Raw genomic sequence first — 15,732 nt, 5'->3', positions numbered from 1 at the left:
ACGGACCGATCCAGCCCCAGGGAGATGCAAATGGCCGACGACAAATCGAAACGAGGCAATGCCGACCGTCGGCGCGTCGCCGGCGGCGAAGGGTACGAAGTCAGTTATTTCGCCAAAAAGCACGGCATCACGAAGGACCAAGCCGAGGGCCTGATCAAGCGGATCGGCAATGATCGCAACAAACTCAACGCAGCCGCCGAAAAGCTGAAGAAATAAACGCAGCGCGGCGAAAGGCTGTTCATCCAGGACAGTTACGCGATCAAAGGACAGGTCGTTCGATTATGGCGACGACGCCCAAAACAAAAGCAAGATCGACCGCACGCGAGACGAAGTCTTCGTCGGCGCGAACATCCGCGGTGGCGCCGGCATTCCGTCCCGTTCAGCTCGCTACGCTGGTCGACGCGGTCCCGGCCGGCGACCGCTGGATTCACGAGATGAAATATGACGGCTATCGCACGCTCGTCGCCGTCGGCGGGGGCGAGGCGCGTGCCTATACCCGTTCGGGCCTCGACTGGTCCGGCCGCTTTCCCTCGATTCTCTCCGATGCCCGTAAGCTCAAGGTCCGCTCTGCTCTGATTGACGGCGAGGCGGTCGTGCTCGATCCCGAGGGGCGCTCGAATTTCCAGAAGCTGCAGGGCGCGCTGAAGGGCGCGCCGGCGAGCATCGACTATTTCGCGTTCGATCTGCTCGAACTCAATGGGGATGATCTCACCAGCCTTCCCCTTCTCAAGCGAAAAGCCAAGCTCAAGGACATTCTTCCCGCGAAGGGCACCCACATCCGCTACTCGGATCATATCCAGGGAAACGGCGAGAGACTGCTCAAGAGCTTTTGTGCGGCCGGGCTCGAGGGTGTCGTCTCTAAGCTCGCCAACTCGCGATATGTCGGCGCACGCGCCGGCAGCTGGGTGAAAACCAAATGCATCAAGCGGCAGGAATTCGTCATCGCCGGCTGGACGCCGTCCGACAAGAGCCGCGCCTTCCGGTCGCTCATTCTCGCCGTCCATGACGGCGGCACGCTGCGCTACGCCGGAAAGGTCGGCACGGGCTTCGATACGGCCGAACTCGCGCGCCTGATGAAGATCATGGCGCCACTCGAACAGAAGGCAGCGACGGTCGAGGCACCACGCGCCGAGGTCCGCGGCGCGCATTGGCTGCGGCCGAGGCTCGTGGCCGAGATCGCCTATACCGAGATGACCAACGAGGGAACGCTTCGGCACCCCAGCTATCTCGGGCTGCGCGAGGACAAGAAGCCCGAGGCCGTCGTGCTCGAGACTGAGCATCACGCCGCCGAACTGCCGGCGCCGGCGACAAGCACGGTCGTCATCACAAGCCGCGACCGCGTCATTTATCCGGAAGCCAATATCACCAAAGGCCAGCTCGCCGACCACTATGCGGCTGTCGCCGAGATCATGCTGCCCTGGATCGGCAGCCGGCCGATCAGCCTTGTCCGCTGCCCACAGGGCCGCGCAAAGCAATGCTTCTTCCAGAAGCACGATGCCGGAAGCTTCGGCGAGACGGTTCACCACATTGGGATTGTCGAGAAGGATGGCCACGAAGAGCCCTATCTCTATATCGACGATGCCGATGGGCTCATGACCTGCGTGCAGATGGGAACGATCGAATTCCATGGCTGGGGCGCGCGTATCGAAGATGTCGAGAAGGCGGATCGGCTGATCTTCGATCTCGACCCCGATGAAGGGCTCGATTTTGAGGCGGTTCGCGAGGCTGCCTTCCAATTCCGCGACATCCTGAAATCGATGGGCCTCGAGACGTTTCCGATGGTGACCGGCGGCAAGGGCGTGCATGTCATCGCGCCGCTCACGCCGAAAGCCGAATGGCCGCAAGTCAAGGACTTCGCCTATCGCCTCGCGCAGGCGGTCGCGCAGAACGATCCGAAGCATTTCACTGCGGCGCTTGCAAAGTCCCGGCGCAAGGGGCGCATCTTCGTCGACTATCTGCGCAACCAGCGCGGCGCGACAGCGGTCATGCCCTACAGCGCCCGCACGCGCGCCGGCGCCTCGGTTGCCGCGCCGATAAGCTGGGGCGAGATGAAGACCATCGACTCGCCGGCGCATTTTCACATCGGCGATGCACCGGAGCTGGTGCGCCGCACGAGCTCCAAAACCCTGGCAGGCTGGGGCCGTGCCGAACAAGTTTTGCCCGATATCTAATCCATGAAAATCGCGACCTACAACGTCAATGGCATCAATGGCCGCCTCCCCGTTCTCCTGCGATGGCTCGCACAATCGCAACCCGATATCGTCTGCCTCCAAGAGCTGAAGGCGCCGCAGGAGAAATTTCCGGACAAACCGATCCGCGATCTCGGCTACGACGCGATCTGGCAGGGGCAGAAGAGCTGGAATGGCGTCGCCATTCTCAGCCGCGTCGGACAGATCCACGAAACCCGCCGCGGCCTTCCCGGCGATCCCGACGACAGCCACAGCCGCTATATCGAGGCAGCCGTCAACGGCATCCTGATCGGCGGACTCTATCTGCCGAATGGCAATCCAAAGCCCGGTCCGAAATTCGATTACAAACTTCGCTGGTTCGACCGGTTGATCGCGCATGCCGGCGAACTTCTCGCCACGGGCCAGCCGGTGATGCTCGCAGGCGACTTCAACGTGATGCCGACCGATCTCGACGTCTACAAGCCCGAGCGCTGGCTCGACGACGCTCTCTTCGCTCCCGAAGCGCGCGCAGCCTATTTCCGGCTACTCGAACAAGGTTGGACCGACGCGCTCCGTACGCTCCATCCCGACGAGGCCATCTACACCTTCTGGGATTATTTTCGAAATGCGTTTGCACGAAATGCCGGGCTGCGCATCGATCATCTGCTGCTCAGCCCGCCGCTTGCCGAACGCCTCGTCGACGCTCAGGTCGACGTTGCGGTACGCGGATGGGAAAAGAGCAGCGATCACGCCCCCGTCTGGATCGAGCTTGCGGATGCGACGACATCCGCGAGGCGCGCAGCGCCCCGTCGGCGCGTGACGCCCGTCCGCGCTTGAGGCGTCGTCAACCAACCTGTGCGACAGACAATGTCCCCGCAGGCAGCGGCTTGATCAGCGACTTCGCCGAGATCGCGGGATTGAGCCAGTCAGCCCACGCGGAGCGTTCAAGAATGACGATCTGCCGATCGTGGTAGGGCTTGATATCGGGCCCCGGCTCCATCGTCAGCATCGTGTAGGCCTCTCCGACATCCTTGGTGTCACGCCAGATTCCAGCGATGCAGAAGATCGCCTCGTCGCGCTTCGTGAAAAGCCATTTGTCCTTCTTCTTCTTTCCCTTTTCCGCCGGATCAGTAAACTCGTAGAACCCATCCGCAACAATGAGACAGCGGTTGCTGGTGAACTCGCGACCATCCGAGCGGAAATTATAGACCGGCCGCTTGTTCTGGCCGGGCCAGCTCCACCGGCGCTGCACCAGGTCGGCTTCGTCGCTCGCGCCTTCGACCGGGCGGATGATCGGACCCATGTCGGTGATTTTAATATCTTCGCGAGCCTCGATGTTCGGCGAGCCTTCGCTGAACCGGATTTTGATCTTGAGATCGGCGAAGTCCTCGACGATCGAGGCGACATCCACCATCAGCCGATAGTCATTGCACATCGCTCCCCCTTTCCTGGCATTGCACTGGCGTGGTGTTCCTATTATGTTCTAAAATGCCATGACCGTGAAGGCCTTCAATTCTGATGCACCACTCGACGAACGCCGCGTCATCGTTCGACGCTCCGGCGACGAGGTCGAGATGGTCGAACTGCCGTGGGGCCTGAAGCCGGGCGAGACCGGCGCACGCCCCTGCACCGTCGTACGCGGCGAGGGGCGAACCTTTCCCAATCATCGTTGCCTCGTCCCGGCCACCGAGTTTCGCCATCGTAGCAATGGTAAAGACTACAGCTTCAGGCTTGCGAATGGTGACTGGTTTTATTTTGCCGGAATTTGGCGGCCGGCGACGCGCGACTGGCCCGAGGCCTATGCGATCATCACCATCGAATCGAACGGCGATATCGCGCCCTATCACGACCGCCAGATGGCGGTGCTACGTCGAAATGAGCGTATGGGCTGGCTCGATGCCATGCGCCCCGAGGCGGACATCTTGTGTCCCCTGCCGGCCGGAAGCTTTCGTGTCTCTCGTTTTCACTACGCCCGCGACCAATCCATGCTCGCGCTTTGACGACGTTGTGCCGTGGCAACGGAGTCGGACATCATCCAGCGCAAGATTATCCATGTGGACATGGACGCCTTTTATGCGTCGGTCGAACAGCGTGACGATCCGCACTTGCGCGGACGACCCGTTGCCGTCGGCGGGTCGGAGGCGCGTGGCGTCGTCGCGGCAGCGAGCTACGAAGCGCGTGCTTTCGGTGTTCGCTCGGCGATGGCATCGATCACGGCCAAGCGCCGGTGTCCCGACCTCATCTTCGTGCCACCAAGATTCGATGTGTACCGTGCGGTGTCGGCGCAGATCCGCGAGATCTTCGCCGAACATACCGATCTGATCGAGCCGCTCTCACTCGACGAAGCCTATCTGGACGTGTCGGAGAACAAGCACGGCATTCCGATCGCGAGCGAAATCGCGACCATCGTCCGCGCGCGCATCAAGGAGGTCACGGGCCTCAATGCCTCCGCCGGCATTTCATATTGCAAATTCCTTGCGAAGATGGCGAGCGACCTCAACAAGCCGAACGGCCAGGCCGTTATCACACCCAGCAAAGGCCCATCTTTCGTCGAGGCGCTCGCGGTGAAGAAATTCCACGGCGTCGGGCCTGCGACGGCGGAGAAGATGGGCCGGCTTGGCATTCACACCGGCGCTGATCTCAAGGCGAAACCGCTGGCCTTCCTGCAGCAACACTTCGGAAAAGCGGGAGGCTGGTACTATCGAATTGCCCGTGGAATCGACAATCGGCCCGTCGAGCCCGATCGGCCGCGCAAATCGATCGGCGCGGAAGACACTTTTCACACCGACCTGTTCGACAGCGCGAGCGTGTATTCTGAAATCAGCGCTCTTGTCGCGAAGGTTTGGCGTCTCTGCGAAGCGAAGCAACTGCGGGCGCGCACGGTGACGCTGAAGGTGAAGTACGCCGACTTCCAGCGGATAACGCGAAGCCGCACCGTCTCGCAGCCGTTTCAAAGCGCGGCGCAAGTCGACGAGCTATCGCGGGCGCTGCTCGATCCCTTGTTCCCGGTCGAGAAGGGAATCCGGCTCGTCGGCGTCACGGTCTCCTCGCTCGAAGACGCGGCCGAAATCTCTGAAGGGCAACTCGCGCTGCTCTAAAGTGCGAAGGCGCGAAAGCGCCGGCTGAAACGCTTCCGGAGGGAGAGCGTGGCCGTTGGCCGCGCGGTCCCGGTTGGGATCGGCAGCCCGCCTGCCGGCCGGGGACGATCTGGATCGGCGATTGCTGCGGAGTGTGACGGCGGCCCATCGCGGGAAGCCGCGGCGTTCCCAGCAGCTTCCGGCGAGGGAAAAGGACGTAGCACACAGGTCGTCTTGCCCGCCGCGAACCAATCCCGCTCTTCAGCGATGGCGTCCTGGCCCTCCTCCGGATCTTCCACGATCAACCCACAAGGGGTCGGCTAGCAAGCTGCCGCCACTGCGGCTGCGCCTTCGCGGTGATCGCGACCGGAGGCGGTCCATCGAGGAGCCATCGAGCGGGAATTGGCCCGCTCCGGATGGAGCCTTCGAGATGTCGCACGATCTTTCACTTGCCCAGAATCACGCGTTCCAGCTTGCCCGCACCCTCATGGTCCCGGTGACGCTCTTCAAATCCGGCGATGCCTATGGTGCCCTCCCCTCCGACGAGCTCGACGACGCCGACGATCTCGAACTGATCCACGAATTCGACCCCTACGAGCGCGGCCCGGCTCACTGAGCCGGTTGCGCTGGCGCCGAGCAGCGCGGTGCCTCGACTATCGGCAGAGCCGATCCCGCAGCGCGCTGCAGAACCAAGAAAGAATGGGCCAGCCATAACGTCGAGCCACGGCCATCTCTCTCTCATTGATGGCCGATCATACCGGCAGTCGGGCCGCGTCAAGGACGCGCGGTTGCCCCCAATTTTCCGCCGCTGCCCGTTGGGCGCCGTCAGAAAATCGGCACCCCCGCGCGCCGGCTCTGCCGGTCGCCTCGCGATCCCTGACCCGTCCCTCCAACACCTGGTGCGTGCCTCCGTCATCGAGACGAAGGAGGTTCATATGGAAGACATTCGTGACATCTACGCCGAAATCGCAGAACTCCGCGCTGAGCTTGCGCATTGCATCCTGACGCGCAGGGAGCGCCGCGAAACGCAGCTGCGGCTTGTTCAGGCGCTCACCGAAGCCGACCATCGGCAGCGCGAAGCGGAGGTGACTTAGGCTCCTTATTGTGTCGGCGCTGGCACCGGGTGTTGCCGCATCCGGAAGGAAGCGCTTCCGTCTCTCGGGTGAAGGCCCCGCCTCTCGGCGGACCCGTCGTCGATTAAGTGTAGAGGTGGCGGGTCAGAGCGACACGCAGGAGCCAGCCTTCGCCATCCGGCCAGCATGTCAGGTGTTGTGGGTGTGGAGTCTGGATTGTCGAGTGGGACGGCCGAGAAATCGTGCGAACCGGACATCGCGCGCCGGGCGGCCGCGGTGCCGCGATATTCGCGCGAAGGCGGGTGGTCGCGGAGCCCTTGCCGGAGACGGTTGCGGTCGGCGCGATCGACGCCGGCCTGAAGGGGCAAGTGCACCGTGATGTTGCCGTCGAATGCGATAACGGTGTCGATATGTGAGCCTGTCATCATTCCCGAGGTGTTTGCGAAAGCCACCCCCAACACGAGCCCGATTGGCCTGGTCTGACCGAAGGACGAGCACGCAAGCGTCCTCTCGATCTTGTCCCCGCAACGTCCTGCGACGACTTTTTTCCGCCGCCTTCGGCTTTGCATCGCGAGACAAAAAAGCCGTCTCCGGCCGCCTTCCACTGCGTTGCAGCCCTTCGGGTGCGGGTCGATCGCCTCCGGCCTCACGACCGCCATCGGGTCGCGATGGGCGCGGCCCTGAAACAAGGGAACGAGACAATGGCTAACATCGGCACCTTCACCTCGAACGGCAACGGCTTCACGGGCACCATCCGCACCCTGACCTTGAACGTCAAAGCTCGGCTGGTCCGCATCGAAAACCCCTCCGACAAGGGCCCGCACTTCCGCATCTTCGCCGCAGCGAATGCCGAGCTCGGCGCCGCTTGGCAGAAGCACTCCGACCAGACGGACCGCGACTACCTCTCGGTCAAGCTCGACGATCCGAGCTTCCCCGCCCCGATCTACGCGACCCTGGTCGAGGTCGAAGGCGAGGAAGGCCTGCAGCTGATCTGGTCTCGGCCGAACCGTGACTGACCCGGGCGACGAGCGGGCCCCGCCGTGAGGCGGGGCCTTCGCCATGCTCGCGTCGCGCCTGGCAGCCGCTAGTTGCGATCTGCAGCGCCAACATCGTGATAGCCACGCCGCCTTTTTGCACGCTCAAGCTGGCCTAGAGCGACGGAGGCTTCCTCGGGCTGGTCGAAGGTCTCCATCATCGACTGGCCGGTGGTTCCGATGCGCCCCCAGTTCCGGATGACCGACGCGCCGCCGAACAGCGTCGGTTGAAGCGCGAGCGCGTAGAAGCGCCGCATGTTTCGGGCCGGCTCGACGCGATGCAGATGGAGCTGTTCAGGAACCTCGTTGGCCATGACGTGAGTCTCGCTTCCTTTAGAAGCGGCGTCCAACGCCTTTCATGAATCAATCTGCGCTGACCGATTCATCAGCCTGATCAGTCAGTCGCACCAGTTTCGACGCGGGCCGCCCCAAGGGCGAGCGAGCCCTTCGGCGATCAATGGCGCGCCAAGCGAGTGGCCAGCCCGCCTTACCACGCGCAGCTTGCAGCCTAAACGGTCTTCGTCCCGGTCCGCGGCGACGAGAGAGAACGGACCGGCATTGAGTAAATCGAGGAGTCTGCGCTTGGCCGCCTCTCCCTTCATCCGCTCTGTCTCGCAGTGCGGCGGGCTCAGTTCGGGAGCATCGATATCCGCTATGCGGATCTTGACCCGCAGATGCCAGAAGGTGTCGCCGTCGACGACGCAGGTCGCGCGCCGCGCTTCGCCGCATATCGAGAACGTCGCCGCAAGGCTGTCCGGATAGGAGGCGGGCAGCGGCCGTTGTGTCGGACTGGCCCGAAAGGGTGGATCCGAGGCGAGCGTCGTCGCCGCAACAAGCAGCATTCCCGCGGCCAGCATCATCTCGGTCTTTATGAAACTTCTCCCTTGATCGATCGAAGCCGGCGATCTCCTCTAGTCTCGGGTCCTTGCTGGAATGTCGATCATGCAGGTCAGACCCTGGAGGCATTCGCCCTTGCGCTTGGCTTGGGCGATCAAGATTTTGGCGAGCCGCCTGCGGCGGACGGCTCTATTCGCTTCGCTCACGGAGCCCGCAGGCGGTCTCCGCCGGGTCCGGTGACGATCCTCTCGCGAGACCATTTAAGCCGAGGTCAAGCCGATGCCCCTTTTCGGCGGCCTTACGGCGCGATCGCCTCCGATCAAGTACGCACCCATCGGGGTCGCGATGCCCGCCGCCCGAGAAGGGCTACGTTTATCGAGGTCGAATGCCGGACAGCCCTTCGGTCATCTGCTCTCGTCCGAACCGCGACTGAGACGCCACGTAGAAGGTCCCGCCGTGAGGCGGGGCCTTCCCAGACAAGTCAGCGACGATGGCCAGCGTTGGATCGGCAAGACACCGACGGATGCGGCCCGTGCCTTAGGCGGCCGGTAGGTTGGTCAAAATCGCCACTGCGCTGGCTTATGCCTGCGCAGGTTCGGGATGAACAAAAGCTCCACCCCCGCCGATTCTTGGCGGTATGGTGGCCAGAGCGGGACAAGGCGGCGGATCGTCGTCGTCATCGCGCCGGCGGCGGGATACGATGCGAGACCATTTTCTCAGCGCGGAGCGGCGACGCCGCTCCGGCGGCATATGCCCCAGCCCAAAGGCTGGGTTCGTCGAAAGCGTGAGGCTGTCGAATGTGTCCAGCGCCTTCAGAGCGCGCAGAATCTCGTCCACCTCGACAATAGAGCCATCCTCTAGCTGACGCAGCGATGGAGAGCCCGGAACTGCGCGGGCGTCAGACGCCCAGGAGGCTAACAGGGCCCGCTTCTCAGCACGGCTCATCTCCGGATCATTTATAACGTCATCAGGCTGCTGGAATATCGGATGTCCAGCGCCGCGGCGTGCTTTATGGCGATCAATGTTTGAAAAGCTGCTATATTCAGTCATCTCCGTTTCTCCGCAATTCGTGACACCCGGATAGATCGGGAGGCAAATCGCAGGGTTTAGGTTTGGTCGACGGGCTCAGGCAGCTTTGCGCTGCGGCTCCGTATCCTGGCTGATCTGCTTCGTCTTGCCGTTGTCTTCCGCCGATGGGGCGCTGCGCGTCGAGCCGATGGCGATCCGGCGAGGCTTCAACTCCTCGGGAATCTCCCGCACCAGATCGACCGACAGCAGGCCATTCTCCAACGTAGCATTGGCGACCTTGACGTGGTCGGCAAGCTTGAACGCTTGTTTGAAATCGCCGATCGCCAACCCTTGGTGAAGAATCTGCCTATTCTCCTGGCTCGGCCTTTTCTGTCCCGTCACGATGAGCTCAGGACCGTCCTGGGTGAGCTCCACCTCATCCGGGCTGAAGCCGGCGATTGCCATGGTGATGCGGTAGTCGTTGTCGCTCTTCTTCTCGATGTTGTAAGGCGGCCAGTCTGAGCGCACGCTGGTATCGAGCATGTCGAGAAGGCGATCGAAGCCCACCGTCGAGCGGTAAAGGGGCCTATAATCGAAGCTTCTCATAGCCATATCCTCCGTAAAGCAACATGGATTACAAGCAGCGTCACAGCGTCTCTGCGACGCCTATTGGTCGGGCCGAAGCCCCGACGCAGAAGGATTTGGGAGAACCAAAAACTCAGTTCAAGAGAGCAAACCGAGATTTTTTGAACGATGTTTACGTTCAAGCAGCCGGATCGATGACGTCGGAGCGGATGCCGTAAACTACACCCTCCGACGGCGAGCCGCCGTCCGAATGGGCTCGACAAACGACACACTCAGCCCCGCCGGGAGCCCGGACGGCCTTGCCGCTTCGCTCATCAAAGCGCCCACCATCTCGAATCAGGCGCCGTCCCAAGGCGCGGCTTTGGGATTGACGTCATTTTACCGCCAGGACGATCTTGCCTTGAATGTGCCCCTTGGCAGCTCGCTCGTGCGCAAGCCGCGCGTCGGCAAGGGCATAGGTGCTATCGAGGACGACCCGGATCGTGCCTGCAGCAAGCAAGCTTCCAATCTCCGCCAGCTGCGCGCCACTCGACCGGACCTGAGTCGCCGAGACCGTGACGCCCAGCTTTTTCGCATCCTCCGCGCCGGTGAAGCCAAGAGGAAAGACAGGAAACAGTGCGCCGCCCGGCTTCAGCGTGCGCAAAAACCGTCCGGTGCCGGGTCCGCCCACGGCGTCGACCACAAGATCGACGTCATGCGCCACGTCCTCGGGAGGCGTCTTGGTGTAGTCGATGAACGCGTCGGCGCCGAGATCGCGCAGAAGCGCCTCGTGCTTGCCCGACGCCACGGCGATGACATGGGCGCCTTTCAGCTTGGCGATCTGCACCGCGAAATGGCCCCTGAACATTAAAGGGGCACAGATATACGGCAGGCGGATCATGGGTTGAACGGGATGGCTCGGAACCCGTTTTTGTCGAGAGCCGGCTTTTCTTCCCAGAGGTAATCGCCGGTCAGGTTCACATGCTCCCATGTGAGAGGCGACAGGCTGGACAGCAGATGATCCGGGATAGCCTGTCCTGCACTGCGCAGGGCATCGATGACGCGGCCGATATAGATTGTGTTCCAGTGAATGATGGCGGTGACAACCAGATTGAGAGCGGATGCCCGGATCGACAGGTTTTCCTGACTGCGATCGCGGAAACGGCCGAGACGATGAAGATTGACTGCCCGAACAAGGCTGTTCCGGCTTTCGCCCTTGTTCAATTCAGCGGTAGTTGTCTTTCGCAATTGCTCGTCGTTGATCCAGTCGAGGGTGAAGAGGGTTCGTTCAATCCGTCCCATCTGGCGCAACGCCTGGGCAAGACCGCTTTGCCTCGTTGTCGCCGACAATCGCTTCAGCATGAGCGAGGCGCTGACGGTGCGCGTGCGTAGCGAGGTCATCAGGCGCAAGATATCATCCCAATGCGTCCGGATCAGATCGGCGTCAATCCGGTCACCCATGACATTCTGAAGAATTCCGTATTGTTTGGCCAGTCCGAAGGCGTAGAGGCATCGCCCGTCGAGATCGGGGATGCGCGGCACGAATGCGAAGCCGAGCGCATGACAGAGGGCGAATACAAGATCGCTGACGCCGCCGCCATCGACGTGGTGTCGGACAATATTAAGGCCAGCGTCGGTTTCCAGCAATGCGTCAAGCACGTGAACGGCTTCACTTGCCGTTGCGGCGATGATTTTGGTATGAAAGGGCGCGTAGCGACCAGAGATTGCGGTGTAGAGCTTGATAATCGGGTTGTTTCCATACCTGCCATTGACGCCGCCTGCGACTTCGCCGCCGTCGCCAAGATGGATATGTTGTCCGTCCGACGAGGAAACAGCGTGCGAGCCGAACACTGTTGAGAACGGGGCAGAGTGTTGAGCCTCAACCAGTTTGGCGAGCGCCAGAGCGAATGTCTCCTCGCGAAAATGCCAGATTGCCATCTGCTGTAGCTGGCGGCGCGTGATGCCGGGACAGGCATGCGCCATCTTCGAGAAGCCGAGATTTGTGGCTTCGGCGATCAGCGCCGCATAGAACACCCGCAGATCGGAAGGTGACCGACCGGTCTGGAGGTGCTCGAATAACGAACTGAAGCCGGTCATCCGGTCGATATCGGCCACAAGGTCCGTCAACCGGATTGGCGGCATGGCTGTCGCCACCCGCCTTGCGAACGCGATTGCGGCTTCGGTTTCCGTGCTTCTGACCGCTGGGACCCGCAATCCTTTTGCGCCGATGCGGGTATCGCCTCGACTAGTTTCCAGGCGACGTGTCGCCTCACGCAGCTTTTGATCCAGAGCGTCGGCCTTCTGGGCGAGATAGGTCTCGACATCGATCGGAATCGCGACCGGAATGCGGGCCTCGGCTTTGATGACGGCAAACGTCTGGTGCGAGATCATGTACTCGTCGAGTGCGCGGTAGGCGCGGGAACCCCTGATCCATATGTCGCCGGCGGCAATCCTGTTTTTCAGCTCGACGATGAGAAAGAGTTCCAGCATCTTCCGGTCGATCACGTCATCAGCGCCGACGATTTCCTTGCGCCATCGCGCATTCGCCAGCAGCAACGCCTTGCGGATCCAGGGCCGATCGTTTGATCTGGCCCCTTTCCTCCAGGCAGTTTCCATCTGCACAATAGCTTCAATGATATGTACGTTTCGGCGGTTTCCTTCAAAGGTGAACGAGGCCAGAAATGCAGCCGCGAACCGCCGGATGCGAGCATATTGAGCCGGCAGGTAGGTGATCAAATCATCCTCGCTGCGAGGCCTTCTCACTGCCTTCGCCGAAGCTGTTGCCTGAATGAGCTCTTCCCAGCTCGCGACAGTGGTCACCGCCTCATCAAGAGAAAGCCCAGCTTCGCGTTGGGCGGTTATGGCTTCGCCAAAATTGACGAAGAAATCGAGTGCGGATGTCGCCGACGATGCGGTTTCGAGGAGTTGCTTGTCACGGGCTGCCTCTGCCTGCCGAAAACTCTTGCCAATCAACGTCTCGAACATGCTGATCGCCGCGTCGGTGAGTGCTATTTCCATTTCCAGAAAAAACGCGGCCAATGTCGCGTGACGGCGGCCTGGCCGCATCTGCTCAAAATTCTGGGCAGTCAGACGACGACCTTCCTGTGCCATCCGACGAACACGGTGAGCCGGGATCGCTTGAAGCACATCATTGGGGACACCGACATGACGCACGGCCTCCAGTCGATCTATCAATCCCCGCATGGCCGTTGCCCCGGCTTTACCGGGAGGTTCTCGCAACCAGGATATGCCGCTCTGTTTTGCGCGTCGTCCCGCGCCGAGCAATGTTTCCATCCGAAGAACAAGGTCCGGCGTCAATCTTCCGGCGACATCGGTATACAGCGCCTCCTCGGCTTCAGTGCAAGCCTGCCCCGCCAACCGTTCGAGCACGGTAATGCCGGGAATAATGATGCGCCTCCGCCGCATCTCGTCAGCCAGTGTTGCAACGACAAATTTGTCTTTCGTCGAAGCGATCGCAATGCCGCGTGCAAATGCAAGCAGATCGGCGCGCAACGGGTGTGACAGTTCAGTGAAGCCATAGTGCTGGCGCAGGATGGCGAGCTGCTCATAGCGGGTTGGTGCTCTCCGTGCAAAAGTGGAAAGTGCCTCTGGCTCGTTCCCGAGTTGTTCGGCCAGAAACGACAGCGCCACAGAAGGGATGACTTCCCCCCGCTGAATCAGGCGGCCGGGATAACGAAGAGCAGAGAGCTGAAGCGCTAATCCCAACCGAGTGTCATCATGGCGTCGAGTTTCGATAAGATGGCGATCATCGTCATCGAGGCACCAATGCCGGATCAGAGTGTCGTCATCAATGGGAAGAGCAAGGAAATTCTGCCGTTCGGCATCCGTCAAAATCATCCGGCGGGGCATGGGTACTCCGTTCGTCACAAAAAGATCGGAGATAACCGTTCATGGAGCTTACATTGCAAGACGGGTTATGTGACAATCTACAGACTTTGGCGCGACCAAATGAAGAATGTCACACAAACGGACGTATAAATGACATTGTTGATCGGATACGCACGGGTCTCGAAAGCTGATGGCAGTCAAGCCCACGACCTGCAGCGCGACGCCCTGATCAGGGCCGGCGTTCTGCCTGACCATATCTATGAGGATGCAGCCTCGGGCCGCCGCGACGACCGACCCGGTCTTGAGGCATGCCTGAAGGCGCTGCGTGTTGGCGACACACTCGTGGTTTGGAAACTGGATCGGCTCGGCCGTGATCTACGTCATCTGGTCAACCTGGTCGGCGATCTAACCAAACGCGCCATTGGTCTGAAGATATTGGCTGGCGAAGGCGCATCGATCGACACCACCACTACCAACGGCCGACTGGTATTCGCCATCTTCGCCGGGCTGGCTGAGTTCGAACGTGAGTTGATCGTCGAACGGACTAAGGCAGGCCTGGCGTCAGCCCGCGCCCGAGGGCGCAACGGCGGCCGCCCCTTCAAGATGACGCCAGCCAAGCTGCGGCTTGCCGCCGCATCCATGGGACAACCGGCAACCAAGGTGCGCGATCTCTGTGCCGAACTCGGAATTACCCGGCAGACGCTCTACCGGTTTGTCGGGCCAGAAGGCGAGTTGAGAGCCGATGGTGAAAAGCTGCTCAGTCGTCGCAAGCGCGAAACCTGAAGTATGCGAGGGGGACAGCTTCGTGCCTTCTCCGGCCGCTCCCGGACCCCTTTCGGACCTTGGTTCGAGAAAGTTGTACGGCAAGCCATGAGCCACTGCGGCCTTTTCCGGCAGAGGGCAGGAACGTCGCGGTGGAGTGGAATTCTGCGCTTTCGATTGGTTGCCGAGGGCGGCTTGGTTGCCACTTTGCGGACATTCGCCACAGGAGAAGCTAGCCAGATCGACTAAGAAACACGAACCCATGACATGGGTTGATGGAGCTGGGCCGCCTTCAGCTGACCGCAGAGCGCATGCGAAAACAGATCGCCTGTACCCACGCTCTTTGACGTCGCATTTAAGCTCCTCACTCAATCATCGAACCGGTTGAGCGACCGCTTAGACCGTGCGAAATACGCGTTCATGACCAACAAAACGCGCATGTAGCCGATTCGAGAGGCGCTGACGTCAGCGAGCGGATACCGTCTCATTGCAGTGAGCGTTCAATAGATGCTGGGCGAAGGCCGGTATAGGCATGCCCGAAATGCCGGTGCGCCAAGCGACAAACAGGTCCTTTCGTAGCGGCGGGTCAGGGAAGGGTAAGGCACGCAGGCTTCCGGCCCGCACCTCGTCCGATACGGCTGACGCCAGAACTAGAGAGATGCCAACTCCAGCCTTTACCGCCTGCTTGACAGCCTCGGTGCTACCCAACTGTAGGGAAACCCGCGGCATTTGAGCGTGATCGCCGAAATATTTCGCAAGCATCCGCCCGGTCCCGGTGCCAGGTTCGCCGCCGAGAAGCTCAAATGCGGATAACTGAACCGGATCAATGTGGTCTTGAGACGCCAATGGATGATCGGGCGGAACGATGACGACGACGGGCTCGCTTCTCCAGCGCTCGACTTGGCAGCCGTCGCGGTTGTCCCACCATTCCAACACGGCCACATCTATTTCGACATTCTCCAGTTTCTCGACGATGGACGGATTGCGGTCAATCACCATATCAAAAGCCGCTGGATCGCGGCCTTCCAGATATGACCGGACATAGGGCTGCAGCAGATAGATTCCGATATTGGAACTGGCACCGATCCGCGTGCGCTCCCCAGAGACCGCGGCGAGTGCACGCTCGTTAACCCTAAGGATGCTCTGGGCATAAGGCAGAAAGTTCATCGCTTCCCGCGTCGGCTCGCACCCCGTTCGGGAGCGATGGAATAGCAGGACACCCAGCTGCTCCTCAAGCTTCTGGATATGTGATGAGGCCGTCGGCTGAGCGATCCGAAGATATTCTGCGGACGCTTGAAAGCTCTTATGCTTCGCCAGGGCCAGAAATGTCCGCACCCATACTAGATTCAGCATTGCCGAT

General features: G+C 61.1%; 16 protein-coding genes and 1 pseudogene. 9 read left to right on the top strand and 8 right to left on the bottom strand.

Features of this window, described 5'->3' with window-relative positions; all coding sequences use genetic code 11:
- Nucleotides 1–30 precede the first annotated feature (30 nt).
- The 3 genes from AC1Q67_RS24165 (at nucleotide 31) to xth (ending at nucleotide 3,005) form a co-directional block, all read left to right on the top strand.
- Entirely contained in the window at nucleotides 31–216 is a 186-nt protein-coding gene (locus AC1Q67_RS24165; protein WP_006023679.1) for a DUF3606 domain-containing protein, read from the top strand.
- Nucleotides 217–281: 65 nt separating this feature from the next.
- A complete protein-coding gene (gene ligD / locus AC1Q67_RS24160) occupies nucleotides 282–2,171 on the top strand; it encodes a DNA ligase D (protein WP_006023678.1) in 1,890 nt (629 codons plus the stop codon).
- 3 nt (nucleotides 2,172–2,174) lie between these two features.
- Nucleotides 2,175–3,005, top strand: a complete 831-nt coding sequence (gene xth / locus AC1Q67_RS24155; protein ID WP_006023677.1) for an exodeoxyribonuclease III — start codon at nucleotides 2,175–2,177, stop codon at nucleotides 3,003–3,005.
- 7 nt (nucleotides 3,006–3,012) lie between these two features.
- Here xth and AC1Q67_RS24150 read toward each other — a convergent pair whose 3' ends face one another.
- Nucleotides 3,013–3,603, bottom strand: a complete 591-nt coding sequence (locus AC1Q67_RS24150; RefSeq protein ID WP_006023676.1) for an SOS response-associated peptidase family protein — start codon at nucleotides 3,601–3,603, stop codon at nucleotides 3,013–3,015.
- Nucleotides 3,604–3,661: 58 nt separating this feature from the next.
- Here AC1Q67_RS24150 and AC1Q67_RS24145 point away from each other — a divergent pair, with 58 nt between their 5' ends.
- From AC1Q67_RS24145 to AC1Q67_RS24125, 5 genes are all read left to right on the top strand, one after another.
- Nucleotides 3,662–4,168: an SOS response-associated peptidase family protein gene (locus tag AC1Q67_RS24145; RefSeq protein ID WP_024921644.1), complete on the top strand. Its 507-nt coding sequence runs from the start codon at nucleotides 3,662–3,664 to the stop codon at nucleotides 4,166–4,168.
- 12 nt (nucleotides 4,169–4,180) lie between these two features.
- Nucleotides 4,181–5,266 (top strand): DNA polymerase IV, encoded by a 1,086-nt coding sequence (gene dinB / locus AC1Q67_RS24140; RefSeq protein ID WP_006023674.1) that lies wholly within the window; start codon nucleotides 4,181–4,183, stop codon nucleotides 5,264–5,266.
- Between the two features lie 409 nt (nucleotides 5,267–5,675).
- On the top strand, nucleotides 5,676–5,861 hold the full coding sequence (locus tag AC1Q67_RS24135) for a hypothetical protein (protein WP_006023673.1): 186 nt from the start codon (nucleotides 5,676–5,678) through the stop codon (nucleotides 5,859–5,861).
- 319 nt (nucleotides 5,862–6,180) lie between these two features.
- Nucleotides 6,181–6,339, top strand: a complete 159-nt coding sequence (locus AC1Q67_RS24130; protein ID WP_006023672.1) for a hypothetical protein — start codon at nucleotides 6,181–6,183, stop codon at nucleotides 6,337–6,339.
- A gap of 680 nt (nucleotides 6,340–7,019) precedes the next feature.
- Nucleotides 7,020–7,334, top strand: coding sequence for a DUF736 domain-containing protein (locus AC1Q67_RS24125; protein WP_006023671.1), 315 nt, complete (start codon nucleotides 7,020–7,022; stop codon nucleotides 7,332–7,334).
- Nucleotides 7,335–7,402: 68 nt separating this feature from the next.
- Here AC1Q67_RS24125 and AC1Q67_RS24120 read toward each other — a convergent pair whose 3' ends face one another.
- The 6 genes and pseudogenes from AC1Q67_RS24120 to AC1Q67_RS24095 form a co-directional block, all read right to left on the bottom strand.
- A complete protein-coding gene (locus AC1Q67_RS24120; protein WP_188098627.1) occupies nucleotides 7,403–7,666 on the bottom strand; it encodes a WGR domain-containing protein in 264 nt (87 codons plus the stop codon).
- Nucleotides 7,667–7,750: 84 nt separating this feature from the next.
- Nucleotides 7,751–8,212 carry a thermonuclease family protein gene (locus AC1Q67_RS24115; RefSeq protein WP_006023669.1) on the bottom strand — a complete coding sequence of 154 codons (462 nt, stop codon included), beginning with the start codon at nucleotides 8,210–8,212 and terminating at the stop codon, nucleotides 7,751–7,753.
- A 556-nt stretch (nucleotides 8,213–8,768) separates the two neighbouring features.
- The gene (locus tag AC1Q67_RS24110) at nucleotides 8,769–9,239 is read right to left on the bottom strand and encodes a hypothetical protein (RefSeq protein WP_006023667.1); all 471 of its coding nucleotides are present in this window, start codon (nucleotides 9,237–9,239) and stop codon (nucleotides 8,769–8,771) included.
- Between the two features lie 75 nt (nucleotides 9,240–9,314).
- A complete protein-coding gene (locus AC1Q67_RS24105; protein ID WP_006023665.1) occupies nucleotides 9,315–9,803 on the bottom strand; it encodes an Hsp20 family protein in 489 nt (162 codons plus the stop codon).
- Nucleotides 9,804–10,155: 352 nt separating this feature from the next.
- Nucleotides 10,156–10,620 (bottom strand): annotated as a pseudogene (locus AC1Q67_RS24100) (zinc-binding dehydrogenase); the annotation flags it as partial.
- 38 nt (nucleotides 10,621–10,658) lie between these two features.
- The gene (locus AC1Q67_RS24095; RefSeq protein ID WP_492237667.1) at nucleotides 10,659–13,631 is read right to left on the bottom strand and encodes a Tn3 family transposase; all 2,973 of its coding nucleotides are present in this window, start codon (nucleotides 13,629–13,631) and stop codon (nucleotides 10,659–10,661) included.
- A gap of 135 nt (nucleotides 13,632–13,766) precedes the next feature.
- On the opposite strand from AC1Q67_RS24095, the gene AC1Q67_RS24090 reads away from it, so the two are divergent.
- Nucleotides 13,767–14,393 (top strand): recombinase family protein, encoded by a 627-nt coding sequence (locus AC1Q67_RS24090; protein ID WP_024342673.1) that lies wholly within the window; start codon nucleotides 13,767–13,769, stop codon nucleotides 14,391–14,393.
- Nucleotides 14,394–14,837: 444 nt separating this feature from the next.
- Here AC1Q67_RS24090 and AC1Q67_RS24085 read toward each other — a convergent pair whose 3' ends face one another.
- Entirely contained in the window at nucleotides 14,838–15,725 is an 888-nt protein-coding gene (locus AC1Q67_RS24085) for a LysR family transcriptional regulator (protein ID WP_006023683.1), read from the bottom strand.
- Nucleotides 15,726–15,732: the final 7 nt, after the last annotated feature.

It is taken from the genome of Afipia sp. GW823-FHT06G09 (assembly GCF_058794875.1).
Note: the sequence above shows the minus strand (reverse complement) of the source record. Positions and strands in the feature narration are given on the sequence as shown.